At 60.5% G+C, this 23,770-nt stretch carries 23 protein-coding genes and 1 pseudogene; 15 read left to right on the forward strand and 9 right to left on the reverse strand.

From position 1 onward, the window contains the following. Positions 1 to 590: 590 nt before the first annotated feature. The 4 genes and pseudogenes from K289_RS0130795 to K289_RS45730 all read right to left on the reverse strand — a co-directional run. Positions 591 to 926: a hypothetical protein gene (locus K289_RS0130795; protein ID WP_156918277.1), complete on the reverse strand. Its 336-nt coding sequence runs from the start codon at positions 924 to 926 to the stop codon at positions 591 to 593. A gap of 2,248 nt (positions 927 to 3,174) precedes the next feature. Continuing rightward, positions 3,175 to 3,393 (reverse strand): hypothetical protein, encoded by a 219-nt coding sequence (locus K289_RS0130805; RefSeq protein ID WP_027555004.1) that lies wholly within the window; start codon positions 3,391 to 3,393, stop codon positions 3,175 to 3,177. A 703-nt stretch (positions 3,394 to 4,096) separates the two neighbouring features. After that, a complete protein-coding gene (locus K289_RS0130810; protein ID WP_027555005.1) occupies positions 4,097 to 4,897 on the reverse strand; it encodes a phytochelatin synthase family protein in 801 nt (266 codons plus the stop codon). Between the two features lie 399 nt (positions 4,898 to 5,296). Next, positions 5,297 to 6,286, reverse strand: a pseudogene (locus K289_RS45730) (IS110 family transposase); the annotation flags it as partial. A 688-nt stretch (positions 6,287 to 6,974) separates the two neighbouring features. Here K289_RS45730 and K289_RS45735 point away from each other — a divergent pair. Next, positions 6,975 to 8,087 (forward strand): TIGR03118 family protein, encoded by a 1,113-nt coding sequence (locus tag K289_RS45735; RefSeq protein WP_051310983.1) that lies wholly within the window; start codon positions 6,975 to 6,977, stop codon positions 8,085 to 8,087. A 396-nt stretch (positions 8,088 to 8,483) separates the two neighbouring features. Here K289_RS45735 and K289_RS50830 read toward each other — a convergent pair whose 3' ends face one another. Continuing rightward, positions 8,484 to 8,651 carry an ABC transporter substrate binding protein gene (locus tag K289_RS50830; protein WP_156918278.1) on the reverse strand — a complete coding sequence of 56 codons (168 nt, stop codon included), beginning with the start codon at positions 8,649 to 8,651 and terminating at the stop codon, positions 8,484 to 8,486. Between K289_RS50830 and K289_RS45740 the strand changes: the two genes are divergently transcribed. The 3 genes from K289_RS45740 (at position 8,643) to K289_RS0130835 (ending at position 11,389) form a co-directional block, all read left to right on the forward strand. Further along, the gene (locus tag K289_RS45740; protein ID WP_063614223.1) at positions 8,643 to 9,824 is read left to right on the forward strand and encodes a patatin-like phospholipase family protein; all 1,182 of its coding nucleotides are present in this window, start codon (positions 8,643 to 8,645) and stop codon (positions 9,822 to 9,824) included. The two genes, K289_RS50830 and K289_RS45740, sit on opposite strands and share 9 nt — an antisense overlap. Before the next feature lie 101 nt (positions 9,825 to 9,925). Next, a complete protein-coding gene (locus K289_RS0130830) occupies positions 9,926 to 10,600 on the forward strand; it encodes a glycoside hydrolase domain-containing protein (RefSeq protein ID WP_035686396.1) in 675 nt (224 codons plus the stop codon). Positions 10,601 to 10,756: 156 nt separating this feature from the next. Continuing rightward, complete coding sequence (locus tag K289_RS0130835) at positions 10,757 to 11,389, forward strand: tyrosine-type recombinase/integrase (protein ID WP_027555007.1); 633 nt, start codon at positions 10,757 to 10,759, stop codon at positions 11,387 to 11,389. Positions 11,390 to 11,490: 101 nt separating this feature from the next. On the opposite strand, the gene K289_RS0130840 is transcribed toward K289_RS0130835, so the two are convergent. Next, positions 11,491 to 11,913, reverse strand: coding sequence for a hypothetical protein (locus K289_RS0130840; RefSeq protein WP_027555008.1), 423 nt, complete (start codon positions 11,911 to 11,913; stop codon positions 11,491 to 11,493). A 183-nt stretch (positions 11,914 to 12,096) separates the two neighbouring features. Here K289_RS0130840 and K289_RS0130845 point away from each other — a divergent pair, with 183 nt between their 5' ends. The 4 genes from K289_RS0130845 (at position 12,097) to K289_RS0130860 (ending at position 15,240) form a co-directional block, all read left to right on the forward strand. Then, complete coding sequence (locus tag K289_RS0130845) at positions 12,097 to 12,306, forward strand: hypothetical protein (protein WP_027555009.1); 210 nt, start codon at positions 12,097 to 12,099, stop codon at positions 12,304 to 12,306. Between the two features lie 352 nt (positions 12,307 to 12,658). After that, a complete protein-coding gene (locus tag K289_RS0130850; RefSeq protein ID WP_027555010.1) occupies positions 12,659 to 13,036 on the forward strand; it encodes a hypothetical protein in 378 nt (125 codons plus the stop codon). Positions 13,037 to 13,553: 517 nt separating this feature from the next. Continuing rightward, positions 13,554 to 14,606 (forward strand): lactonase family protein, encoded by a 1,053-nt coding sequence (locus K289_RS0130855; protein ID WP_035686431.1) that lies wholly within the window; start codon positions 13,554 to 13,556, stop codon positions 14,604 to 14,606. 166 nt (positions 14,607 to 14,772) lie between these two features. Then, positions 14,773 to 15,240 carry a metallophosphoesterase family protein gene (locus tag K289_RS0130860; protein WP_027555012.1) on the forward strand — a complete coding sequence of 156 codons (468 nt, stop codon included), beginning with the start codon at positions 14,773 to 14,775 and terminating at the stop codon, positions 15,238 to 15,240. Positions 15,241 to 15,318: 78 nt separating this feature from the next. Here K289_RS0130860 and dinB read toward each other — a convergent pair whose 3' ends face one another. Continuing rightward, positions 15,319 to 16,419 carry a DNA polymerase IV gene (dinB, locus tag K289_RS0130865; protein WP_027555013.1) on the reverse strand — a complete coding sequence of 367 codons (1,101 nt, stop codon included), beginning with the start codon at positions 16,417 to 16,419 and terminating at the stop codon, positions 15,319 to 15,321. A 177-nt stretch (positions 16,420 to 16,596) separates the two neighbouring features. Here dinB and K289_RS0130870 point away from each other — a divergent pair, with 177 nt between their 5' ends. The 4 genes from K289_RS0130870 (at position 16,597) to K289_RS0130880 (ending at position 19,349) form a co-directional block, all read left to right on the forward strand. Continuing rightward, positions 16,597 to 16,962 (forward strand): PolC-type DNA polymerase III, encoded by a 366-nt coding sequence (locus K289_RS0130870; RefSeq protein WP_256380028.1) that lies wholly within the window; start codon positions 16,597 to 16,599, stop codon positions 16,960 to 16,962. 461 nt (positions 16,963 to 17,423) lie between these two features. Next, positions 17,424 to 18,137 carry a helix-turn-helix domain-containing protein gene (locus K289_RS0130875; protein ID WP_027555015.1) on the forward strand — a complete coding sequence of 238 codons (714 nt, stop codon included), beginning with the start codon at positions 17,424 to 17,426 and terminating at the stop codon, positions 18,135 to 18,137. Positions 18,138 to 18,235: 98 nt separating this feature from the next. Beyond that, a complete protein-coding gene (locus K289_RS52890) occupies positions 18,236 to 18,361 on the forward strand; it encodes a hypothetical protein (protein WP_256380026.1) in 126 nt (41 codons plus the stop codon). A 259-nt stretch (positions 18,362 to 18,620) separates the two neighbouring features. Then, positions 18,621 to 19,349, forward strand: a complete 729-nt coding sequence (locus tag K289_RS0130880; protein WP_027555016.1) for a Crp/Fnr family transcriptional regulator — start codon at positions 18,621 to 18,623, stop codon at positions 19,347 to 19,349. A 10-nt stretch (positions 19,350 to 19,359) separates the two neighbouring features. On the opposite strand, the gene K289_RS0130885 is transcribed toward K289_RS0130880, so the two are convergent. Both K289_RS0130885 and K289_RS50835 read right to left on the reverse strand, forming a co-directional pair. Further along, positions 19,360 to 20,136: a cyclase family protein gene (locus K289_RS0130885; protein ID WP_027555017.1), complete on the reverse strand. Its 777-nt coding sequence runs from the start codon at positions 20,134 to 20,136 to the stop codon at positions 19,360 to 19,362. Positions 20,137 to 20,238: 102 nt separating this feature from the next. Next, a complete protein-coding gene (locus K289_RS50835; RefSeq protein ID WP_198024804.1) occupies positions 20,239 to 20,652 on the reverse strand; it encodes a hypothetical protein in 414 nt (137 codons plus the stop codon). A 172-nt stretch (positions 20,653 to 20,824) separates the two neighbouring features. Between K289_RS50835 and K289_RS0130895 the strand changes: the two genes are divergently transcribed. The 3 genes from K289_RS0130895 (at position 20,825) to K289_RS0130905 (ending at position 23,705) form a co-directional block, all read left to right on the forward strand. Continuing rightward, positions 20,825 to 21,796 carry a TRAP transporter substrate-binding protein gene (locus tag K289_RS0130895; protein WP_027555018.1) on the forward strand — a complete coding sequence of 324 codons (972 nt, stop codon included), beginning with the start codon at positions 20,825 to 20,827 and terminating at the stop codon, positions 21,794 to 21,796. A gap of 74 nt (positions 21,797 to 21,870) precedes the next feature. Continuing rightward, positions 21,871 to 22,422 (forward strand): TRAP transporter small permease, encoded by a 552-nt coding sequence (locus K289_RS0130900; protein ID WP_027555019.1) that lies wholly within the window; start codon positions 21,871 to 21,873, stop codon positions 22,420 to 22,422. Beyond that, positions 22,413 to 23,705, forward strand: coding sequence for a TRAP transporter large permease (locus K289_RS0130905; protein WP_027555020.1), 1,293 nt, complete (start codon positions 22,413 to 22,415; stop codon positions 23,703 to 23,705). Before K289_RS0130900 ends, K289_RS0130905 begins: the two co-directional genes overlap by 10 nt. The last annotated feature ends 65 nt before the right edge of the window (positions 23,706 to 23,770 follow it).

Below are 23,770 nucleotides of genomic sequence, written 5' to 3' on the forward strand. Positions count from 1 at the left end.
GTTCCTGTCATTCGATGCCTCAAATGGATTAGCGTGCGCTCATTTAAGAACTGTTGTTTTTAGGAGCCACTGTTGTCATCCACAATCGAAACGCTCGTTTCCGCTGGTAGAGGATATGCGCGAGCTTCGTCGCCAATTGCTTGGAAACCAGAATTCGACTTCGTGCAACACTGATCGGGGCTATGCTCTGAAGCAGGTTCATGATGATTTGCGACCGATTGAAGAGAGGTTTGAGCAACTTCGGCCATAGCTCGGGCGCCACTCACAGTGATGCAAAGAACTGCATCGCGTAGACGATCATGCGACCAATGCGGTTCATAACTCTCGCCCCATCGCCGGATGGCAGGTGCAGCGCTCTTACCGAGCTAATGTAATACCCGAGCGGCCTCGGCGATCCTGACCTTCTCTCTCAAGTCCTCGAGTTCCTGAAGCATTCTCAGGAGATCAATCAGGGCATGTGTCAAAACACGCCCCCGCCGCTTCAAAATTGGATTCTTGTGTCCCATGGCTGCACGCCTTCTTTTCATCGCAGGTCGAATTGGCAAGGAGCGTGCCTGCCTTGGCGCGCGGCGGATTACGAATCGGAGGGGCTAGTCGATATAGCCTGCGTTCAGGGCGAACAACCACACAGCCGCGACGAGGACCGCCGCCGTAAAGAGTTTTGGGTCCACCCAGCCATCGTCGTGAAAAGCTCCTCGGGCCTGAGCCCTCAATCTCAGTGCGATGATACCGATGTTGCTGATTAGCGCCCCCACGCCAAGCGCGAGGGCGAGGGTGTTTAGCCCGACAGCAAAGCAGAAGACCGCAGCCATCCCTAAAATCCAATCCATCGCGGGAACGAACATCGGCTCGGAACTAAGGTTCCGAAAATTGCAGGTTTTTCCCGCATTCCAATGTACCGAAGTGAACAGAACGAAACGCAGCATTTTTCTAGTCTTCCAGCGTTTGGCGATCCCATTACCGCCAAGCAGACCTCTAGCGGCGCCGGCACTTAGGGTTGTGCTGGGGCCGTTTTCGCGCCGATATTTGATCAACCGGACCTAGCGGGGGCCGTTCTCAGCCCGCCCGCGGGCTTCTCTTGCGGCACTCTCATCGCGCTTGTTACTTCCGATCGAAGGAGGTCAAAATGCACAAGCTGACCGCCGCTGCGGCGCTAACGATCGCTCTCGCACTTGCCGGATGTGGAAGGGAGCCAGGACCAAAGGGCGACCCGGGACAGCAGGGCCCGGCCGGCCCGCAGGGTGCCCAAGGGATTCAGGGGGTGCCAGGTCCACAGGGCCCAGCCGGAGCGCAAGGACCACAAGGACCGCAGGGGCCGAAAGGTGACAAGGGAGACAAAGGCGATCCGGCGGCGGTCAATATCCGGGCGGTGCAGGCCGACGGCGCCGTCAATTGCGACAGCAGCGAAACGCTTGTCTCAGTATTCTGTCCCAGTGGTGGGAGCGCTGATGGCGGGAAGTGCGGCACTTCACCGACGATCGGTCTTTGCCTGAAAAAGTGAAATCGGAGCAGGGGCCGCCGGTTCCGACTGGCGGCCCCTTCGTTTGAACGGCTTCACCCTTGGCAATCTCCCGGGTGTCCCTCAGTTGGCTAGCCGTCTTGGCATGGAATGCCGAAGTTGTCGCAGGTCATTGCGAACGCTTCTTTCGTCCTAGCGTTCTCGAAACAAAAAAGCGTGCCGATGTCGGCGCGGTTCGAGCGGTAACTTCTAGAAAAATGCCACGACCTGCTCCGCTCTAACTGACGGCGGATAACCACCTGGCCGCATCGCCAAACAAAACAAAGTGGACTGGCTGTTGGGGATCGAGGCTTGCGCCTCATCGGCTGCATCAACGCCATGCACTTGAAAGACCGACTTCGCGATATCCATTGGGGGAAGGCCCGCCGGGGCTGGCGCATGGGCGGGCCCTCAACCCCAGCCAGAGGGCCGGCTGCAAATCGGCGTGATGGCCCCCGTGGCAAGTGAGATGATCGCGCTAACTCCTTAGCGCCGTCCGAACAGACGCTAACGGAAACTCGCAAGCGTTCAGGAAAATGCTGACGCAGATCAGGTTTGTGCGCTCCTAGCATTCGGAACGTCACAGTCCCCGAAGTATTTTCGACTTACTGGGCTGGCGCATTTCATCTCGGATTTATTGTGACCCCGTCGGGCCGCTGTTGCAAAGCAGCGGCCCTTGCTTTTAGGCAGGTGGCTTCTTCATGCGCGGGGCGAGATTTGAAGTTAGGACACTCTCGATTCACATATGTGTTCGCCGGACCCGATGCTGTCGGGAAAAATAGGCAATCCCGGGCTGGCTAATCCATTTCATCGCGCAATCATTGAACCCGGAGAGGGTCGCTGTGGCCGGGCAGCGGCCCTTTGTGTTTAGGAACGAGCGCTCTGAAGAAGCGGATTAAAACATTCAGAATTAAGTACCTTTTGTCCTTTACGGGCATAGAGTTAGAGGGCTGACCGGACTTAACTCAGCCCCACTGTCCGGGAAGCAGGCGGCCCTACCACGCACCCCCCGCGAGGCGGGGCCGCTGCATGTGGGGCAGAGTTAGGAACGGTCTTTCGGTAAGCGGTGGGGTCTGCGGTCCTGTAAGCGCTGTGATGGGGCCTTGCAGGGTCTTGTTCGGGGAGGCCCCAATCCGATCCCGGCTGGGGTCTTTCGTTTGACACCCGCACAGGCAGATTAGGACATCAGCCAGGAGCACAAATCCGGACGCGGACAGTACCAGTTTGCGCTGTTCACATATCGAAGGCGTAGAGCTCCACTTCGTCAATGAAATCATCGAGGCATTCAGGCAGCAGCGTCCGTTGCCCACGATCCGCCTCCTCAACGAAGCGCCTCATCGATTCCCCCAAAGAATCACATGAGAATCATAAGCCGCCAGCGTTTTCACCCAGCCAGGGTCAAAAGCCGGCATTTCCTAATTGAGCAGAGGATTTCGGCCTAGCCCGCTAAAGCCGACATTCGCGCTTTTAAGCGCGCGCCTAACTCAACCCGGCATCGGCGGCGCGGCCGGTGTCGGGTGCGGACGCGGCGGCGGCGTGCCGGTGAGCTGCCCGGTCTGATCGGCGGACCACCCGGCGCGGGACCGCCCGCCGTCGGTGGATTCATCGCGCCCTGCGGCCCGGCTGCAGCTCCCGGCTGCTTGGGGTCTGTCGATCACCGCTTGCTCCTGCGATCGTCACCGCTCGCGCTTCGCCCGCATTGCGGCGGCAAATGTTCTGCCTTCATTCAACCATGTAGCGAGCGGCAGGTCGTTGAGCCGCTTCACCATCACCCTCTTGATGCCGGACAGCCCGTGGTCGTCGAATTCGAAATACCAATGGTCTTTGCCTTTGGCCCGGTACAACTTCAGGCAGGGCTCGCCGATCAGGTGGACGACCGTCTCTCTGGTGAACATCGTCAGTTATAGCTTCGTTCGATAGCCCGGACGCCCGCGTCACAGGTAATCCTGGTGCTGCCATGTGCAGCCCGGGCTTTGAAGTAGGCCAACAAGCGACATGGCAGGTTGACCGAGTACTTAAAAAAAAGGCCGCCAACCGAGGCGGCGTTGCAGATACCAAGAGGCCGAGCACGCAATCAGCGTTGCCGTACTGAGGGACACTACGACAAGAGCTTGTTCACTGCGCGCTTGAAGGTCGTCATTGTCCATTGCCTTCTAACGCCACCTCGCCCATCTGGTTCACTGTGAAACCAACGAGCATTTGAGACGTCAGCCTTACTCACTCTTAAACTGCGCGATCTTTTGATCTTGGCTCTAGAGCTCTACGTCGTGGCGGTCTGCCAAGCGTCTGGCGCGCCTCTTGGCTTCGGTCTCGTCCTTGCACATTAGATCGATACGAAGCTCGATATGCCCGTAGAGCGCATAATGTATGCGCGATACTCTCGCTCTGGTGGTCCGTTCTAAGCGCTAACTCGCGTTTTGAGGTACTCCGCGTTCCGTTCAAGGATGCATTCGCGTTTGCAAAATGTTTTGCATCTCTTCCAAGCGTCCGCGTAAACATGAAAAGGACATCATGACGAGGAACGGTTAGAAGGCGGACGTCGCCAGGGGGCCGATTCGGGCCGTGCGGAAATTTCATCGACGCGAAGTGAAGAACGCCTCAAGGGGTCTCAACAAGAATATACCCGCGATTCTCAACCGTATCGAATGTGCGCATACCCTTAACGAGGGTCGCAGTTGGCATCCACACCCAGCCAGCGCTCGCAGGGTTGACGTCAAGGACAAGGAACGAGTCGGATTCAGCGTCATATGCGCCAAGCGGCGAGATATGTCCGGGGCCCTGTTGGCCCACAGCCTTGCGTTGGTAGGCGACGATCACATAGTCGCCCCGACGCCTGAGGTTTTCAACCAAATCAGTCCGAATATCCTGCTCGGGCTTGCTGTCATCAACGATGACAAGCCGGGTCGTTAGGCCATTTGCCCTCAGCATCTCATCGAGCTGACGGACCTGATAGCCGAAGTCCTGAATCTGTTTTCCATTGATCGTCACCGGTTCGCCGAGAACTTGCGCGCGGGTCTTCAGGCCTTTGATGATCACGTTGTCCTGCGTGAAGCGAGGGATCGTGGGATCGTATGCGCTCGGAATGTATTTAAGGTCTTCTGAATGTAATCGGCTCCGGTCCCGGGGCAGATCAGGGCTCCGACCTCGAACGGCGTTGAGCACAATTGCTGCAGACGCGGGTCCACAGAACGCGCCGTTAGACTCCGCCTCAAATTGATTGGCAAGGGCGGGAAAGTCCACCTTTGCAGTTGAGTGGGCCAGCCGCGCAAGCCCCTCATCCGACGAGAATGGCACAAGCTCCTGAGAAATGGTCGCTGGTGCATTGTCTAGCGCAAATGCTGCCGGAAGTTGCACCGTCGCCAGCAGGAACGCGAGTGCAATTCGCGCGAGATGTGACATGGTTAGCTCCTCTGCCCGACGGAAATCGAATCTAACGAGCCCTAAAGGCCGGTTACAGCAGAAATGTTGCCACGCTTTTGCGACTCAGGAGACTGAAGTCGCCTATGGACGGCTCCGGGCTAGCAAGAAGAATCGTCACTTGCGGCGTTGGTCGGAGCGCCATGTGTTCGGCCTGTTAGCGCGGTTCACGTGACCGCTGGCCATAATGCCCTCCGCGGATCAGGTCCCGGTCAATAGCACGCATTCGACGATGCTGTGGCCCAAGTGGGTTGTCCTGATCGCCGGATCGACCGGCGCTGCATTAGTGCTGTTCGCCCTTCCAACCGTTACGTCGCACCCGGATGACCGGCTGTGATCTCGTTCACGCCGTAAGAGTGGCGGGTTCCTTGTAGCATTCGTCCTGGCCATCCTCGCCCATGCCATCCTGGCGAGCTTGTTGGCGAGTGCGATGGCCGCGACCTTGGTGGGGCGCCGCGCCAACAACGCGATGAGCCAGGGCCGATGCCCCGTGTCATGGATCTTGGCATAGCGGATCACGGCGAGTGCGCCTGCCGTGAACCGGCTGCGCAAGTAGCGATCGCCTTGCTTGCCGATGCTGCCGAGCTTGTCCTTGCCACCGCTCGAGTTCTGCTTCGGCACGAGTCCGACCCAGGCGAGAAGTCCCGTCCCGATCGAAAGGCCTCCGAATCAGAGTGCTCGCGACCAAAGCCGTTGCCAGCGCCGGACCAAGCCGGGGATCGCGTCGAGCTGCTTGCTCGTCGCATGTGATCGATGCCAGGCGATGATGCGGCGGTCGAACTCCAGGATCTGAGCCTTCAGTGACCGCAAATCGCTGCCGAGAGCCGCAAGACACGCGCGGGCCACCTCTGGGAGCCGGCAGTCAGCTCTATCGGCGACGACCTCCAGCAACTGCTCGACACCCCCGGGTCCGACGGGGGCGACAATCCCGAACTCGGCAAGATAGGCGCGGATCGAATTGATGACGGCAGTCTGCTGGCGGATGAAGAGATGGCGCGCCCGGTGGAGCACCAGACAGCCCTGTTGCTCGACCGTCTTTGTCGGCGCGAACCGCATGTTGGGTCTCGTGACTGCCTCGCAAATCGCCTCCGCGTCCGTGCTGTCGTTCTTCTGTCGCTTGACGTAGGCTTCACAGAGGCCGGAGGCATCAAATCGCACCGTATGCCCCAACGTCTGCAGCTCGCGGGACCAATGATGCGATGAGGCGCAAGCCTCGATCCCCAGCAGGCATGGCGGCAACTTCTGGAAAAATGCCACGACCTGCTGCCGCTTTAACTGACGGCGGATGAGCACCTGGCCGGCTGCATCAACGCCATGCACTTGAAAGACCGACTTCGCGATATCCAGACCGATCGTCGAAATTGACTGCATAGGCTGCTCCTCCGAATCGTGGGAGCCTCAAAACGGCGCCCACTCCTTGGCACTCTCGTGCCGGTGGAGGAGCCGACAACAGCATCAATTGCCCACGCGCTGGGGCCCAGTACAAAACCGCAAATAATTCGTGAGTTAGTTTCTGACAGATAAGTCAGGGGCTGTCGCAGCGGCAAAATGAGATGCGGCCTATCTGCCGTCGACCGTGGTGCACACAAGATTGCTCGCAGCGGCGCAAAAAAAATGGGACGGCGCGGGATAGTTTGTACCTTGTCGGGGTTTTATTGGCAGCGATCAGGACCTCATCGCTTGGACGGTCAATGCGCGCTTGCATTGGCCAATACGGCACTGCTCGCAAAATCGTCTAGAAGTAAAACCGTCTGGAAAGGGAGGGCAGCGATGAAACACGTGTTAGCCTCTCTCGCAATCTGCGCCTGCCTGTTGCTTCCGTCAGCGGGCGCAGTGTTGGGCGCCAGTCCTTCAACAGGTCACGGCAGAATGGGGCACTGGGCCGGTGATTGCCGCCCATCATTTTACCTCTGCAATCAAGCACTGAAGCCCTTTGCTTGGAGCTGACGACTTCATCGCTTCCGCCTGAATCCGCCAGGCGGCATGGTTTCGAATGTTCTCGGATGAAAGACAGCTGCTCGACCCTCTCAGTCAGTCGTTGCATCATGGAGGAACAATCATGAAAGCGCCATTCCAATCTGACCCGACCTCCGCCGACGCCGCCGATGTGGCCATCTATGTTCAGACGAATCTGGTCTCGGACATCCTCGGACTCGCTACGGTAACCGACCCGAATTTGGTGAATCCTTGGGGCGTTTCGTTTGTCCCCGGCAGCCCCGGCAGCCCCTTCTGGATCTCGGACCAGGGCTCCAATGTGACCACTGTCTACCCGGTGACCGACAGCACCAACGTCTCTGGCCCGGTTCTCACGGTAAGCATCCCAACCACCGCAACCGGACCCCAAGGCCCCACGGGACAGGTCTCCAATACGAACGCCTCGTCTTTCCACCTGAACGACGACATGAGCGCCCGCTTCATCTTCGCTGATCTCAACGGGACGATCTCTGCGTGGCACCCGAGCCTGACAAAAGCGGAGGTGGAAGTGACGACGCCGGGCGCCGTCTATACCGGCTTGGCAGTCGACGAGGCTCATACGATGCTCTACGCCGCCAACACCAGCGCCGGGACGATCGACGTCTTCGACAGTAAATTCGACCCGGTCGACCTAGGCGATCATGCGTTTCGGACCCCGGGCCAGATCGCAGCCCGGGGGCTCGTCCCCTTCAATGCGACGGACATCGGCGGCGAAGTGTATGTGACCTATGCGCCTTCCGGTCGTGCAGCGCAGACAATGGCCGACGAAGGCGACGGGGCGGTGGCCATTTTCAGCGAGAGCGGCAAACTCGAACCGCATGGAGTGCTGCTCGGTGGCCGTCACACCCCTCTCGCCGCTCCATGGGGCGTCGCTATCGCTCCGGACAATTTCGGCCAGTTCAGCGGCGACCTTCTGGTGGGCAATTTCAGCTTCCAGCACAGTGAAATCAACGCTTTCAATCTTCAGACCCACCAGTTCGAAGGCACCATCCCGATCTCACCCGGTTCGGGACACACGCCGGGCGGTCTCTGGGCCCTGACTTTCGGGGGCGGCGGAACCACCAACGGCAGCCCGAACACCCTCTACTTCGCAGACGGCATCGACGGCGAGACGCATGGTCTGTTCGGCGCAATCGAGAGCATGCCGCAAATTGGGGCATCGACGCCGACGCATCATTCAGACACGTTGTTGGTCTGATCGACGCAGCCGCGGCCCTTCCGGCCCTGCTGGCACGATGGTACGCAGCCTACACCCGGAGGCGGCTCATGTCTCGCCGCAAAAGCATCGCCGCCGAACCGAATGGCAGGCCGCAGCGCGCGCGCGATCACCCGTCGAGGTCAGACGCCCGCTCGACGGGGCCGCCTCAGGCTTGAAAGACCAGTTCTGGGCACGATGCTGGGGCGGCTGCATCTTTGGAGGATCAACCGAACCATCAATCGAGGTCCGCTCGGGATCACTCGCGTCACTTTGGGCTCGTTTCGCGGATGTCTGCTTATCCCCTGACAGCGGCGGAATAGCAGACGTCCCGCAACCGCTGCTTGGGGCCATGAAGAGACTCATGCACCGCAGCAATTACCTGCTTTATACGATCACCTAGTCGGCGCGCAGCAGGAACGATTCCGGTATCGTGAGGCCGAGCGCCTTGGCGGCTTTGAGATTGATGACTAGCTCGAATTTGGTTGGGGTCTCGACCGGGAGTTCGCTTGGGCGCGCGCCCGGAGAATTCTGTCGATCAAAAACAGAGGAAGGACAATGAAGCAAGCTGCCTTGCGGCCAGAATCATACACGAAGAAGGTTGCACTCGTCCTGCAAGGCGGCGGCGCCCTCGGAAGCTATCAAGCCGGCGTTTACGAGGCGCTCGCCTCGTCGGACTACAAACCTGACTGGGTGGCCGGCATCTCGATCGGCGCGATCAATGCCGCCCTGATCGCTGGCAATTCGCCGGAAATGCGGGTTGAAAAACTGCGTGAATTCTGGCGCACGATCACAACGTCCGCGATATGGCCCGTACGGATTTCTGATCTCGTCAACAGCGCGGGTTTGCCTTTCGACCTTGGAAAGCAGATCAGCGCAATGCATGCGCTGATCTTCGGCCAGTCTAACTTCTTCGCACCGCGAAAGCCTACCGACTGGTGGTTCGGCCACACGCCGACCAGCTACTACGACACGAGCTCGCTGAAATCCACATTGGAGCGGCTTGTCGATTTCGATCGCATTAATTCCAGAGAAATTCGCTTCAGCGTCGGAGCCGTAAACGTCAGGACAGGAAATTTCGCGTACTTCGATAATGCGGAGACCGAGATAAGGCCGGAGCACGTCCTCGCGAGCGGCGCTTTGCCGCCAGGCTTTCCCTCCGTGGAAATCGACGGAGAGCACTATTGGGACGGCGGCCTGGTATCCAATACGCCGCTGCAATACGTGATCGAGTATTACCCGCGCCGTAGCCATCTCATTTTCCAGGTGGACCTTTTCCCAGCCCGCGGCGCCCTGCCCGGGAATTTGAACGAGGTTACCGAGCGGGACAAGGACATCCGCTATTCCAGCCGAACTCGGGCGGGTACGGACACATTGCGGCGGCTGCACGATCTGCGCCACAGCATCAACATGCTTTGGGAGAGACTTCCCGACGATCTAAGGATCGGCCCGGAAGTCGCCTTGCTCGACGAATTCCGTTGCGTGACTACGATGGACATCGTTGAAGTGATTTACCGTCCGGAGCACGCGCTGGGACAATCAAAGGACTACGAATTCGACCGCCCGACGATGGAAGCGCGATGGGCGCAGGGTCTCTCCGATGCGCAGGAAACGATAATGGCTGCGCCGTGGCTGGAGCCGATGCCGCCGGAGCTCGGAGCGCGCACATTCGACGTTCGCGCGAAGGGTCCGATAGGGGATACCTCGAAGAATTCGTTGAAAAACAAGGCCGGTGGGTAATTGTGACCGCAGCATCGGCGCATGTTCGAACCGCGTTGGGAAGGAGCACCGGTGCGGCAAAACCTACGATCACCGGTTCAGGTTCACGGGGGAGACGCCAGATGCCGCTGCGGGGAAGAGTTGTAGCTGCACCGCCGGGAGTGCACGGATTCGATGCCAACTCGGTGCTTAATCGCCGCATTTGCGAGGTTGCGAAGGCAAGGGGGTTTGAATTTTGTATTCGATACGTGTCCCGCCAGGACGTGCAGCCGGTGGGAGACCTATCCGAGGCAGAGGCCAACGTCATCCTCGATGCAGGGCTGGCCTTGATGGTCGTTCAGCACGTTGCCCCCGAGAATTGGTCACCGTCGCAGGCGCTGGGGACCAAGAACGGGAAGAATGCGGCCAGGCATGCGCGTCAGATCGGTTTTCCGGACGGCGTCAACGTCTGGCTTGACCTCGAGGGCGCGAAGACCTCGACACCGCATGAGACGATGATCGCGTACTGCAACGCATGGTTCGCCGAGGTTGAGAGCGCGGGATTCGTTCCCGGAGTATACGTTGGAGCCAGGGCAATTCTGACGGGGAACGAGCTGTTCTGGCGTTTGACGACCAAACATTATTGGAAATCAGGAAGCAGGGTTCCCGACATTCCGCATCGCGGTTATCAGCTCATTCAGACGATCATCCGCAACGACAAGATCGACGGTGTTGCAATCGATCGCAATCTGACCAAGAACGACAACTTCGGCGGCTCCGTGCTGTGGCTGTCCGCGAGTCGATCGGCTCAAGCGTGAATTCCAACCGGACCGCCGCGGCAGTCTGCAACGAGTCATTCGCTGCCGACCTAAAGCGGCCCTACGGCACCCCCTCCGGCGCAAGCCTCTGAAAGCAGACACGATCTGACTCATCACAACGCATGCTCGGGCCCTCACAAACCGAGGAGTACGATCATGCCTGAGGAAAACAGCCTCTCCACTAAAGCTCGTCGCACACCCTGGAACAAGGGCAAGCTCATCGGAGCGAAACCTCCGCTGCGGCCAAACCAAGTCTGGTCGATCCGAGCCCGGCTCCTGATCGAAAGACGGACCCGCGACCTGGCGCTTTTCAACCTTGCGATCGATAGCAAGTTGCGTGGTTGCGACGTCGTTGCCTTGAGGGTCGAAGACGTCGCTCCGAATGGTTATGCGATCGATCGTGCGACCGTCCGGCAGAAGAAGACTGGGAGACCAATTAAGTTCGAATTGACGGATCAAACCCGGCAGGCCGTTGACGACTTCTTGAAGGAAGCCGGGAGGAAGCCAGATGAATACCTATTCACTGGACGCCGTGGGCGGGATCGGGCGATGACAACGCGCCAATATGCTCGCCTTCTTTCCGACTGGGTGGCGAGCATCGGGCTTGACCCGAAGGTGTTTGGCACTCATTCCCTGCGCCGGACCAAGGCAACGCTGATCTACCGCCGCACAGGGAATTTGCGAGCCGTGCAGCTCTTGCTCGGCCATACCAAGATCGAAAGCACGGTCCGCTACCTCGGCATCGAGGTTGACGATGCGCTCGCGATTGCCGAACAGATTGATGTCTGAATCGCCAGGGCAGAGCGGACACGCTCTGCCCATCGGCCATCAGCCGCTTCGGGCCATGAGCCGACATCGCTCCAATCAAGCGGCGATAGTTGTCAGGCTCCTTAGCGGCCGTAGGGGAAGCAGCGGTTGCGATCGAGTGTGAGACCGAAATGCGCTCCCAGTGCAGCGATGGCCGCGTCCTGCTGAGGATAAGGATCGGCATTGGATGCGGCAACGATGATGATCCGGAACCCGCCGCGATCCTTGCCACCCGGTGGCAGCATCGCTGTAGTTAGTGCATTGCCCTCCCTGTCGCGCAGCGTGAGGAAAAGCGGCATCTCTCGCTGTACATGGGCCTCGAGGCCGATGTCGCGCTCGATCGCGTTGGGCCGCTCGGGACGCCAGGACTGGACTGCCTTCTCCCGCTCGCGGCGGAAATATTTCTCAACTGTGTGGCCCATCAGGCGCGACTCATGCATCGCTTCACCTTCCGTCTCGATACGGAACCAGGTCTTGCCCTTCGGCGCGTCGCAAACATACTGCATTTTGCCCGTCCTGCGATCGCCGCAATTCTAGGGCGGCGGGCCTGCAAAGCCAATATGAGACTAGCTCCCGTGTATAGCGCTGCACGATCAGAGGGGCTAAGAGTTCTTGATTGGACGTTGAAGTTCTAGTGAGCCCAAACAATACTAGGTCGACCGGTATAATCCTCTTCAAGCAGCGTCCCGATGCCTGACGTAAGGGAAAAGCAACGCGAAGCCCGCCGGAAGATCATTCGCCAATGGGCGAAGCTTCCGAAGGATAAACGGCAGTCTATGGAGGGGATTTCTGAATTCGCCAGGACCGCCGCTCAGCAGAACGAGAACGCATGCGGCCGCAGTCGTCGCGATCCGTATCAGAAGATCATGGGATGGCTATTGCCGCGTGCTCATCTCTGAACGACTGAGTCCTCTTCACATCCTTCGAGGGCGAAACCGGGTTCTTCAGCTTGACCCCATGTGGCGAACGGCCCGCGCGATTTAGGCAGCAAACCACGCACCTTGTCGCAAACCCCATTGAGCGGGATTTTGTGAATCCGATCAGGCGACGCCCGATTTCCGTTTAGGGTGGCCATTGCCTAGATTAGCGCGAAGCGCTCGCGGCCCATGGCCACGGCTGACGCTCGCCACACATAGCGGCTGAGGCTCGCGGCCCACACCCCCCAAATTTGCCGAAATTTCGGCAAAGTCATCGAATGTCCTGCCGTGTCCGAACTCCCCGGCAGGGCCGTCACAAAGCGACGAGATAACTGTGAAGCTGAAAGCAACCATCATCGTCGCAGCGCTGCTAGCTGCAACGGCTGCACATGCCGAGACGATCGATCTGAAATGCTGGGCGCGGGGCCTTACGGGTGGCGAGCGCAACTCGGTCTACATAAACGGGGAACAGGTCACCGTTAATCTGGACGAGGGGACGATGCACTCTCGGACATTCGGAAGCAATTTGGCCGTCCACGTCACGGATACGCACTTGTTCTTTGAGACGGCGCTTACGCTCGGCAACATTTGGCAACATCTGTTCGACCCGACCGCCGTCTGGCAAGGTTTCATCAACCGCGTCGACGGCACGCTTAAGGCGCATAAACGCGACGGTACTGTCATCAGCGGGCACTGCCAGCTGGTCGGCTGAACCTGCCCATGTCGCAGATGGGTCATGAACGCTGTTCGGAAGGGAGGCCGGTCGCTTCCGGTCTACCCCAATAAGCAGCCAACGCGGGACGCGACCTGGACTTCGCATTCGGGCCAGGACCTGACTCATGCATTGCAGCAAACGACATTCGTCATTCGATCACCTCGTCGGCGCGGACAAGCAACGTGGGTGGTACCGTCAGGCCCAGCGCCTTTGCGGTGTGATTTTGAGTGCTCGGTCCCAGTTTCAGGTATAAGATTCAATCAGCGGAGATTTCACCGCGTCGCCGACCTCAACGTCACCGCCATCCTGTCCTGAGCCTGGCCGGCGCGGAACGCATTTCGGCCCGTTCCCGAAGCCGCAAACTGGCTCTCGCGGCGCCCTTGAGACCGCGGCTCGTGCCGCGCGTGAATTGGAACGGTAGGAGGACATCACGAGACGACGCCGCGTATTGCAACTCGGGCTCGGCGGGATCGCTGCGCTCGGCGCCGTTCCCCGGATCGGAGCGCAGAGGGCAATGGCTGCTGATGACCACGAAACATTCGTCTACGTTTCGAACGCTGGCACCAAGGACATCTATGTCCTCGGCATGAACCGCGGCACCGGTGAGCTCACCATGGTCGAGAAGGCGCCGGTGCCCGGCGCGGAGAAGACCTCGCTGGTCAGCTTACCGATGGCGCTGTCCCCAAACAAGCGCTTCATTTACGCGCAACTGCGCAGTGAGCCGTATCCGGTGTCGACGTTCTCCATCGACCACGCCAGCGGGAAGCTCACCCATCTCGACGCGACGCCACTGGTCGATCAAATGGCCTACATCAACGTCGATAAGACTGGCAAACACCTGCTCGGCGCGTCCTATACCGGCGCCAAGGTGGCAGTCTACCCGATCGACGCGCGCTATATTGTCGAAGGCAAGGCGACCCAGATCATCGACACCAAGCCGAAGGCCCATTGCGTCTTCATCGACGCCAGCAACAAGCATGCCTATGTCCCGGTGCTCGGCGCCGATTACATCATGCAGTTCAAGTTCGATGCCAGCACCGGCATGCTGACGCCCAACGATCCGCCCAAGGTCGCCACCAAGGCCGGCGCCGGCCCGCGCCATTTCACCATCCACCCGAACGGCAAATGGGGTTATCTCAGCACCGAGACGACCGCGACGATCGGCACCTATTCGATCGACGAGGACAAGGGTACCCTTACCGAGGTGGCGTTCGTCGACACCGGCGATTACAACCAAAAAGATTCGGCCTTCGCATCCGACATCCATATCACGCCGAACGGAAACTTCCTTTACGGCGCCGTGCGCACGACCAGCCTGCTGTATGGGTACAAGATCGATCCCGAGAAGGGGACGCTGACCGGGATCGGCAAATGGCCGACCGAGAAGACCCCGCGCGGCTTCAACATCGATCCGCGCGGCAAGTTCTTGCTGGCGGTGGGGATGGATTCAGCGAGCCTGACAGTCCATGCGATCGACCAGGACAGCGGCGAGCTGAAGAACGTCAAGCAATATCCGATGGGCAAGCAGCCGAATTGGGTTGAGATCGTCGATAGGATCCGCGACTAGTTTCCGGCCGGCGAAGGAAGCGGCGGCGAAGAAGCCGGCGACGGGCCAGCGGCGGAAGTCGGCTTAGGCGGCTGTTGCCCGGAGCCGGCGGCGTTTCAGGAAGACGCGATCCGCGATCGACTGCTGCGGCTAAACGCGCGATAGGGTGCTTCGACCGGACGCTTCGATGACCTTCACCATCGGCATCATCTCGGATACGCACGGTCTGCTTCGGCCGGAGGCTCTTCGCGTGCTGGCCCAGGTCGACCGCATCATTCACGGCGGTGACATCGGTGATCCCGAGATCATCACCGCGCTGAGGAGAATTGCTCCCGTCACGGCGATCAGAGGGAACGTGGACACGGGCGAGTGGGCCACCGAATTTGCCGAAACCGAGTTCGTGCGGCTTGCGGGACGGCTGTTCTACGTTCTGCACGACCTCAATACCCTGCAGATCGATCCCGTAGCCGCCGGCATCGATGTCATTGTTTCCGGCCACTCCCATATGCCGAAGATCGTTACCGTAGACGGCTTACTCTACGTGAATCCCGGCAGTGCCGGGCGCCGGCGCTTCAAGCTGCCGATCACGCTTGCGAGCCTCGAAGTCACGCCCGTCGGACTGAAACCGATCATCCACGATCTTGAAGACGGATAGGCCGCGCCGCGCATGTTCGGCCACACGAAGCTTTCGGCGCCATCTCGGCCGCCAGGTAAGTCGCATCCATGGGCAGCGTTAGATGGGCAGATCGAGCTGAGGTTCGACATCGTCGTTCCCCAGCGTTTGCAGCGAGGACAGCGACACGCCCAGCAGGCGAACCGACTTCGGGAAGGGCACCTCGGCCTGCAGCAGGGCGATCGCCAAGCTCTCCAAGTCGTCCCGGCTCGAGACGACCGTCGGGACGGACCGGCTCCGCGTGATGATCTCGAAATCGAAGAACTTGACCTTGAGCGTCACCGTTCGTCCCCGGTTGCCGGTGCTCTCACAGTGGCGCCAGACCTTGTCGATCAGTGGCCGGACCTCGGCAGCCATGGCGTCGAATGTCGTGAGGTCCACTGAGAACGTGTTCTCCGCGCCGATCGACTTGCGGATGCGATTGGCGCGCACGGGACGGTCGTCGACCCCGCGCGAGATCCAGTAGTAGTAGGCGCCCGACTTACCGAAGTTCGCATTCATGAACTCTAGCGTCTGGTTGCGAATGTCCATTCCGGTGAAGATGCCGAGGCCATTCATATTCGCGCTCGTCGCTGGACCGATGCCGTGGAATTTGCCGACCGGCAGCGACTCCACGAACGCGGCGCCCATCTCTGGAGAGATGACGTACTGTCCGTTCGGCTTCCTGTGATCCGAGGCGAGTTTCGCCAGAAACTTGTTGTAGCTGATGCCGGCCGAAGCGTTGAGGCCCGTCTCGGCCTTGATCTTCTCGCGGATCCGAAGTGCCACGTCGCGGGCGAGGGGGATGCCCTGCAGGTTTTCGGTGACGTCGAGATAGGCCTCGTCCAGCGACAGCGGTTCGATGATCGGCGTGTGCTCCGCGAAGATGTCGCGGATTTGCCGGCTGATCGCCTTGTAGACCTCGAAGCGCGGTTTCACGAAGATCAGGTCCGGACACTGCCTCTTGGCGATGACGGACGCCATCGCCGAGCGGACCCCGAACTTGCGGGCCTCGTAGCTTGCCGCAGCTACCACGCCGCGTTCCGCCGAGCCGCCGACCGCGACCGGCTTGCCTCGCAGATCCGGATTGTCCCGCTGCTCGACCGACGCGTAGAAGGCGTCCATGTCGATGTGGATGATCTTGCGGTGGGAAAGGCCGGCGTCGGGTCGGCTTGCGTCCATCTCTACGGGTCTGTCCTTCGCTCCGCCTTGACAAATAAAGCTGTCAGAACAAAAAAGGAACGATAAAACGTCTTCGGCTGGTCGTTGAGAACAGATTCGTTGACCAGATTTGATGGGAACCCGGCACGCGTCACATGAAGCCTACAACGTTGCCGGTCTACTACTATCTCGACCGGCATCACCAACCAGATGGTTCGGGATGCGCCCGTGTTCCACGAAATCGCCGACAGTTTCATGGCGTTCATGGCCGACGGCATCTTCGTCGCCCACAACGTGAACTTCGACTACGGCTTCCTGTCGTACGAGTACGAACGGCTCGAACGACGCTTCCGTTTTCCGAAGCTGTGCACTTGCGTGGGAATGCGGCGTCGCTATCCCGGGCACAAATCGTACGGACTCGGAAAGTTGTGCGCGATCTACGACATCGAGCTCGAAGATCACCATCGCGCGCTATGCGACGCTCGGGCGGCGGCCCGGCTGTTGAACCTCATCAACAAGAAGCGCGACGACTGCATCTCGGCAGAAGCGGTGCAGGCCGCTTAGTCCCGCTCCGGGCAAGGTATCGGCTATGCCGTCCGAGACCGCTGCTACGGCGACGACAGTGGGTCTGGATGCGACGCACGGTAGTCGTGCGGGGTCGCGATGCTGAGCAAAACACGCTTGCCGCGTAACCGATCTACGATCTTAGCAGGGACACGAATTCGGAATTGGAGAATACTGTAGCCGGCACGTTTGGACATTGAAAACTTCAGGGAAACCATGGTCCGTGTGGCACTTTCGTGTGGCACTCAGGACCGAAATTTCAAGAAAATCAATGGTCCCAGCAGGATGACTGGTGCTGCCGGACAGGATTGAACTCGTGGACAGGTCCTCCTCGCGGCGGATCAAGGCGGTCATGTCCGCCAATTTGATTTGCCTCAAGTGCCTCTCTCCCGATGCAGTAAAATGCAGGCCGCGCGGCATACTCGGTTGATGCGAGGGGCAGCCGACGCTTGGAGCGGTGGATGAAGGCTTCCCTGGTCACGATTGAGCCGAACGGGCATTCCTGCAGCGATTGTGCGGTCCGCGAATTCGCGGTCTGCTCGTCATTGGACGCGGCCGAACTCCGGGAGCTCGAGCATCTGGGACGGCGCGTCCATTTTGCCGCGGGCCAGACCGTCTTCTCCGAGGAGGACATCACTTCGTCGTTCTACAACGTCCTCGACGGCGTCATGCGGCTGTACAAGCTGTTGCCTGATGGCCGCAGGCAGATCGTCGGTTTTGCATTGCCTGGCGATTTCCTGGGGATGAACATTTCCGGGCGCCATAATTTCTCCGCCGATGCGATTGGCACGGTGACGATCTGCCAGTTCGCGAAGGCGCCCTTCACCCGTTTCATCGAGGACCGGCCGCATCTCTTGCGGCGGATCAACGAGCTGGCAATCCGCGAGTTGACCCAGGCGCGCGACCACATGGTCCTGCTTGGCCGCCGCTCGGCGGACGAAAAGGTGGCGACCTTTCTCCTCGGCTGGCGTGAACGGCTGATCCTGCTCAAGGGAACGATAGGGACGGTGCCGCTGCCGATGAGCCGGCAGGACATCGCCGACTATCTGGGTCTCACCATCGAAACTGTCAGCCGCACCTTCACCAAGCTGGAGCGCCTCGGCGTGATCGAGATCATCCCGGGCGGCATCGGCCTGCTCGATGCCGAACGGGCAGGGGCGTTGGCGGCCGCCTGAAGCCAGGGTCTTCCATGGGCCCCTCCGATTTTTGATCCCGATCAATGACGCCCGGCGCGTGCGGCGAATAATGCCGAAAGCGATTCGGGAGAGGCGCGATGCCGACTGATGCTTTGCTGGTGACCATTGCCGTCGTAGCCGTCTTTGCCGTTTTTTCCGCGGCCTTGGCTTGGGCGGACCGACAGGCCAGCACTGCGCGCCCCGATTCGGATTTCAAACGCTGAAGCCCCTGAGACCGCGGTCGCGTTCCAACGCGCCCACCGCGCGCGTCTGCTTGCCTTGATCGGCCCTTCGCGGCTTGCGGCATCTGCAACTCTGCATCGCCCGGATCGCATTGGCGCATCCTGCGGATGCGGCTTTCAGCACGACCGCGGCATTTTCGCGGCATTTGCCTCAAATCATGTGCATGCTTTCCGGTTGAAAAGCCTGCTAACGTTGACTACGCAGGAACTCAGTGCCTCGCAGTCTTAGGAGTCCCGCGGCGTGCCTCAGGACAAGGCCGGTGACCCCCGACAGTCGTCGGGCAACAAACTATCGGTCCTGCGCAAGCACCCGATCTTCGCAGATCTGGAGCCGGAGGCGCTTGATCAGCTCTGCCGGTATGCCAAGCACACCCTGGTGAAGCGCGGCGCGACGATCGCCGCGAAGGGCGACGCGGGCAACAATCTTTTTGCGGTGATCTCGGGGACAGTAAAGATTTCCTCTTCTTCGCCCGATGGGCGGAACGCCATTCTCAATCTGATCGGTCCGGGAGAGATTTTTGGCGAGATCGCCGTCCTCGACGGCGCGCCGCGTTCGGCGGATGCGACCGCCAACACCAATTGCGAACTCTACGTCATCGATCGGCGGGACTTTCTGCCCTTCGTGAAGAGCCAGCCGGCGCTGGCGATGAAGTTCATCGAGCTGCTCTGCGCGCGCCTGCGTTGGACCAGCCAGCAGGTCGAGCAGGTGATCCTGCAGAACCTGCCGGGCCGGCTCGCGAGCGCGCTCCTCGGTCTCACCGAAGAACGCAAGCTCGATTCGGGCAGCGGCACGCTGGCCATCACGCAGCAGGAGATCAGCGAGATGGTGGGGATGACGCGCGAGAGCATCAACAAGCAGTTGCGCGCCTGGGCCGGACGCAACTGGGTCCGCCTCGAGCATGGCGCGATCGTCGTGCTCGATACCGATGCGCTGCGCGAGCTCGCCGAGAGCGGCCTCGACGGCGAATGACGGCGCCTACCTAGCCGTCGATGATGGCGACCGCGCGGGTCCAGCCCGCTGAGGCGCGTTCGATCTTCACCGGAAAGCACGAGACTGTGAACCCGCTCGAGGGCAGCCTGTCCAGATTGTGCAGCTTCTCGAGATGGCAATAGCCGATGTGCCGTCCCGCCTTGTGGCCTTCCCAGATCAGACGGGCGTCCCTTGTTTCCGCATATTTCCGGGCGGTGTAGACGAACGGCGCATCCCAGCTCCAGCCGTCGGTGCCGGTCAGCCGCACGCCGCGTTCAAGCAGGTACATGGTGGCCTCGTAGCCCATACCGCAGCCGGAGTTGACGTAGTCGGTCTGGCCGAATTTGGCGCCGGCGCTGGTGTTGACGACGACGATCTCCAGCGGCGACAGCGTGTGCCCGATGCGCTTCAGCTCCTTCTCGACGTCTTCGGCGGTGGCCACGTAGCCGTCGGGCAGGTGCCGGAAGTCGAGTTTCACGCCGGGCTGAAGACACCATTCGAGCGGCACCTCGTCGATGGTCCATGACCGCTCGCCGCGGTTCATGGTCGGGTGGAAGTGCCAGGGCGCATCGAGATGCGTGCCGTTATGGGTGGAGAGCGAGACCTGCTCGACGGCCCAGCCCTGACCGTCCGGCAGGTCCTCCGCCTTGAGGCCATCGAAGAACTGCAGCATGTGCGGCAGGCCCTGCTGGTGATCGATGTACTGGATCCTCGGGTGATTGCCCGGCGGATCGGCCGGCACGTCGTTCTGCAACGGCACGGAGATATCGATCAGCTTTCGCGGCATGGCATTTCCCTCGAGATGTCCGGGGTCGTCCGCACATCCTGAGGGCGGGCTACCGGTAACGTCAAGTAACGCGCCGGCGACGTCAACGCAGCGTGATGGGTGTCACCGCAGCACCATGCGCGGCAGCCAGAACGAAATCTCTGGCGTATAGATGACGCGCATCAGCATGAACCGCATCGTGCTGAAGTACGGCCAGTCGGCTTCGGAAAAATGGGACCATCCACTGATTGCCTCCCCGGAGCACCGCCCGATCCATCGATGCAACTCTTGCATTGATCGATGCCGGATTTGGCTTGGACTCAGAATGCCGCCCGGCCTAGGGACGACATTGGCGACGTCGCGCGCTGATGCAGCGCGTTCGCGCAGGGATGGGGCGTCCGTCTCGTCCGAACCTCCAAGCCGCAACCAATAGCGGTCGAGCATAAAACGAGAGGAACGTTCATGGATACAACGAGCATCGTTGTCTCGTATCCGGCATTGGCCGACGGCGGGGCGCGATTGCAGGGCGGCCGGCACTTGCCGCGCAGATCCCCGATCACGAAGCAGCCAAATCCACTCGACTCCGTCTCGCAATCCTACCAAGGTGGTGCAGTTGTAGCGCTCGACTTCACACCTGAAGGAGGGCGACCCAAGGCGGCCCGCAGCACCTGCCCGACGACGACATAATCAACTCAGGAGGAAAGCCCAGATGAAGACATTAACCGGCATCATCGCAGCCGTTGTTCTGGCGGTCTCAGCACCCCTGGCGACCGCACGCGATTTCCGCTCCGCCGACATACATCCCGCCGACTATCCGACCGTCGAGGCCGTCAAGTTTATGGGCAAGCAGCTCGCGACGGCGAGCGGCGGCAAGCTCGGCGTGAAGGTGTTTCCCAATGGAGCCCTGGGCTCCGAGAAGGACACCATCGAGCAGCTCAAGATCGGCGCGCTCGACATGATGCGGATCAACGCATCGCCGTTGAACAACTTCGTGCCGGAAACCATCGCGTTGTGCCTGCCCTTCGTCTTCCGGGACACGCAGCACATGCGCACCGTCCTTGACGGGCCGATCGGCGACGAGATCCTGGCGGCCATGGAGCCTGCGGGCTTGGTCGGCCTTGCCTATTACGACAGCGGCGCGCGGTCCATCTACACCGTCAAGGCACCGGTCAAGTCGCTCGCGGACCTCAAGGGCCTGAAGATTCGCGTCCAGCAATCCGATCTGTGGGTCGGCATGATCGAGAGCCTTGGAGCCAACCCGACGCCGATGCCCTATGGCGAGGTCTACACCGCTCTCAAGACCGGTCTGGTGGACGCAGCCGAGAACAACTGGCCTTCCTACGAGTCGTCGCGCCACTTCGAGGCAGCCAAGTTCTACAACGTCACTGAGCACTCCCTGGCGCCCGAAGTTCTCGTGATGTCCAAGAAGGTCTGGGACACGCTGAGCAAGGAGGATCAGGCGATGATCCGCAAGGCGGCCAAGGAATCGGTGCCCGTCATGCGCAAGCTCTGGGACGAGCGTGAGCAGGCGTCCCGCAAGACCGTCGAGGCGGCTGGCGTTCAGGTCATTACGATCGCCAACAAGCAGGAATTCGTCGATGCGATGAAGCCGGTCTACGCGAAGTTCGCCGGTGACGAGAAACTGCAGAGCCTCGTCAAGCGTATCCAGGACACGAAGTAAGAACATGGCGTCGGGTCCGGAGCCGCCGACTGGCGACACCGGACCCTCGCAAGGAGACGCGCAAGGAGACCTGGATGTCAGACCCACACGTCGTAAGCCACGAGCCGGAGGCAGCAGCCGGACGCCCGTCGACCGGCTTGCTGTCGCGGATCAATGCCGTCGTCGCTCGCGCGGGCATGTATCTGTCCGTGAGTGGCCTGCTCGTCATCGTCACTATCGTGTTCTACCAGGTGTTCGGGCGTTACGTGCTCAACTCCAGCCCGACCTGGACGGAGAACCTTGCGCTGGTTCTGATCCTGTATGTCACGCTGATCGGCGCCGCCGTCGGCGTGCGCGATGCCGGACACATCGGCATGGATAGTCTGCTGGTGATGCTTCCGGATCATCTGCGAGAGAAGATCGAGCTTGTGATCCACATTCTGGTGGCCTTGTTCGGCATTGCGATGGTCTACAACGGCTGGATCCTCGGGGCGTCGGTCGGAACCGTGAAGATACCCAATCTCGGCCTTCCTGAGGTCGTCCGCTACGTACCGCTGATCGCCTCCGGCGTCTTGATCGTCTCCTTTTCAATCGAGCACATCATTGCTCTCCTGCGCGGCGAAGAGGTCGTCCCCTCATGGAACTGATCATTCTCGGCGCCACCTTCTTCGGCTTCCTCATCCTCGGCGTACCCGTCGCTTTCGCGATTGGCCTCTCGGCGATTTGTACCATCCTCTACGAAGGCCTGCCGGTTGCCGTCATCTTCCAGCAGATGATGTCCGGAATGAACATCTTCTCCTTCCTCGCCATACCGTTCTTCGTCTTCAGCGGTGAGCTGATGCTGCATGGCGGCGTCGCCGACAAGATCGTGCAGCTCGCCAAGAATCTCGTCGGGCACATCCGCGGCGGGCTCGGCATGTCGAACGTGGTCGCATGCACGCTGTTCGGCGGCGTATCCGGCTCGCCCGTGGCCGACGTGTCGGCGATGGGAGCGGTGATGATCCCGATGATGAAAAAGGAGGGTTTCGACACCGACTACGCCGTCAACGTCACCACCCATGCCTCGCTGGTCGGAGCGCTGATGCCGACCAGTCACAATATGATCATCTATGCCCTGGCCGCCGGTGGCAAGGTATCGATCGGCGCGCTGATCGCTGCCGGCATCTTGCCGGCGCTCGTGTTGATGGCGTGCATGCTGGTCGCCGCCTACGCCGTCGCGGTGAAGCGAGGCTATCCGGCTGGCAAGTTTCCAGGCTGGGCCGAGGTGTTCCGCTCCTTCGCGGCCGCGCTGCCCGGCCTTCTGATCGTCGGAATCATCCTGGCGGGTATCCTGTCCGGCGTCTTCACTGCAACTGAATCCGCAGCCGTCGCGGTCACCTACACGATCCTGCTGACCTTCTTCATCTACCGCACCATGACCTTGCAGAACTTCCTGCGGGCCGCGGCCAAGGCGGTGAAGACGACGGGCGTGGTGCTGCTGCTGATCGGCGTCTCCACCATGTTCCAGTATCTGATGGGGCTCTACGAGGTGGCGGACCTCGCCGGCGACTTGATGAACAAGGTATCCTCGGAACCCTGGATGATCTTCCTGCTCATCAACGTCATCCTGTTCCTGCTCGGCACCTTCATGGACATGGCGGCGACCATCCTGATCTGCACCCCGATCTTCTTGCCGATCGCGATGAAGGCGGGCATGGATCCGGTGCAGTTCGGCATGCTGATGCTGATCAACTGCGCCTTGGGGCTGAACACACCGCCGGTCGGAACGACGCAGTTCGTGGGCTGCGCCATCGGCGGCATCTCGGTGGGCGCGGTGATGCGCACCATCCTGCCGTTCTACGCCGCGCTGATCGCAGCGCTCATGTTCGTGACCTACGTTCCCGCATTCTCGCTTTGGCTGCCGCGCCTGCTGATGGGGTACAAGGGATAGCTGCCGTGCGTGCGCCGGCACTTGGCGGGCGAACCGGCCTTGCGATACTTTGCGTCGCAGCAACA

This window comes from Bradyrhizobium sp. Cp5.3, assembly GCF_000426265.1.
Classification (GTDB): domain Bacteria; phylum Pseudomonadota; class Alphaproteobacteria; order Rhizobiales; family Xanthobacteraceae; genus Bradyrhizobium; species Bradyrhizobium neotropicale.

Excerpts from the sequence above, each read along its gene's own strand:
- K289_RS0130795 (WP_156918277.1), bottom strand. The coding sequence starts at position 926 with ATGCTGCGTTTCGTTCTGTTCACTTCGGTACATTGGAATGCGGGAAAA.
- K289_RS0130805 (WP_027555004.1), bottom strand. The coding sequence starts at position 3,393 with ATGTTCACCAGAGAGACGGTCGTCCACCTGATCGGCGAGCCCTGCCTG.
- K289_RS0130810 (WP_027555005.1), bottom strand. The coding sequence starts at position 4,897 with ATGTCACATCTCGCGCGAATTGCACTCGCGTTCCTGCTGGCGACGGTG.
- K289_RS45735 (WP_051310983.1), top strand. The coding sequence starts at position 6,975 with ATGAAAGCGCCATTCCAATCTGACCCGACCTCCGCCGACGCCGCCGAT.
- K289_RS45740 (WP_063614223.1), top strand. The coding sequence starts at position 8,643 with ATGAAGCAAGCTGCCTTGCGGCCAGAATCATACACGAAGAAGGTTGCA.
- K289_RS0130830 (WP_035686396.1), top strand. The coding sequence starts at position 9,926 with ATGCCGCTGCGGGGAAGAGTTGTAGCTGCACCGCCGGGAGTGCACGGA.
- K289_RS0130835 (WP_027555007.1), top strand. The coding sequence starts at position 10,757 with ATGCCTGAGGAAAACAGCCTCTCCACTAAAGCTCGTCGCACACCCTGG.
- K289_RS0130840 (WP_027555008.1), bottom strand. The coding sequence starts at position 11,913 with ATGCAGTATGTTTGCGACGCGCCGAAGGGCAAGACCTGGTTCCGTATC.
- K289_RS0130845 (WP_027555009.1), top strand. The coding sequence starts at position 12,097 with ATGCCTGACGTAAGGGAAAAGCAACGCGAAGCCCGCCGGAAGATCATT.
- K289_RS0130855 (WP_035686431.1), top strand. The coding sequence starts at position 13,554 with ATGGCTGCTGATGACCACGAAACATTCGTCTACGTTTCGAACGCTGGC.
- K289_RS0130860 (WP_027555012.1), top strand. The coding sequence starts at position 14,773 with ATGACCTTCACCATCGGCATCATCTCGGATACGCACGGTCTGCTTCGG.
- dinB (WP_027555013.1), bottom strand. The coding sequence starts at position 16,419 with ATGGACGCAAGCCGACCCGACGCCGGCCTTTCCCACCGCAAGATCATC.
- K289_RS0130875 (WP_027555015.1), top strand. The coding sequence starts at position 17,424 with ATGAAGGCTTCCCTGGTCACGATTGAGCCGAACGGGCATTCCTGCAGC.
- K289_RS52890 (WP_256380026.1), top strand. The coding sequence starts at position 18,236 with ATGCCGACTGATGCTTTGCTGGTGACCATTGCCGTCGTAGCCGTCTTT.
- K289_RS0130885 (WP_027555017.1), bottom strand. The coding sequence starts at position 20,136 with ATGCCGCGAAAGCTGATCGATATCTCCGTGCCGTTGCAGAACGACGTG.
- K289_RS0130895 (WP_027555018.1), top strand. The coding sequence starts at position 20,825 with ATGAAGACATTAACCGGCATCATCGCAGCCGTTGTTCTGGCGGTCTCA.
- K289_RS0130900 (WP_027555019.1), top strand. The coding sequence starts at position 21,871 with ATGTCAGACCCACACGTCGTAAGCCACGAGCCGGAGGCAGCAGCCGGA.
- K289_RS0130905 (WP_027555020.1), top strand. The coding sequence starts at position 22,413 with ATGGAACTGATCATTCTCGGCGCCACCTTCTTCGGCTTCCTCATCCTC.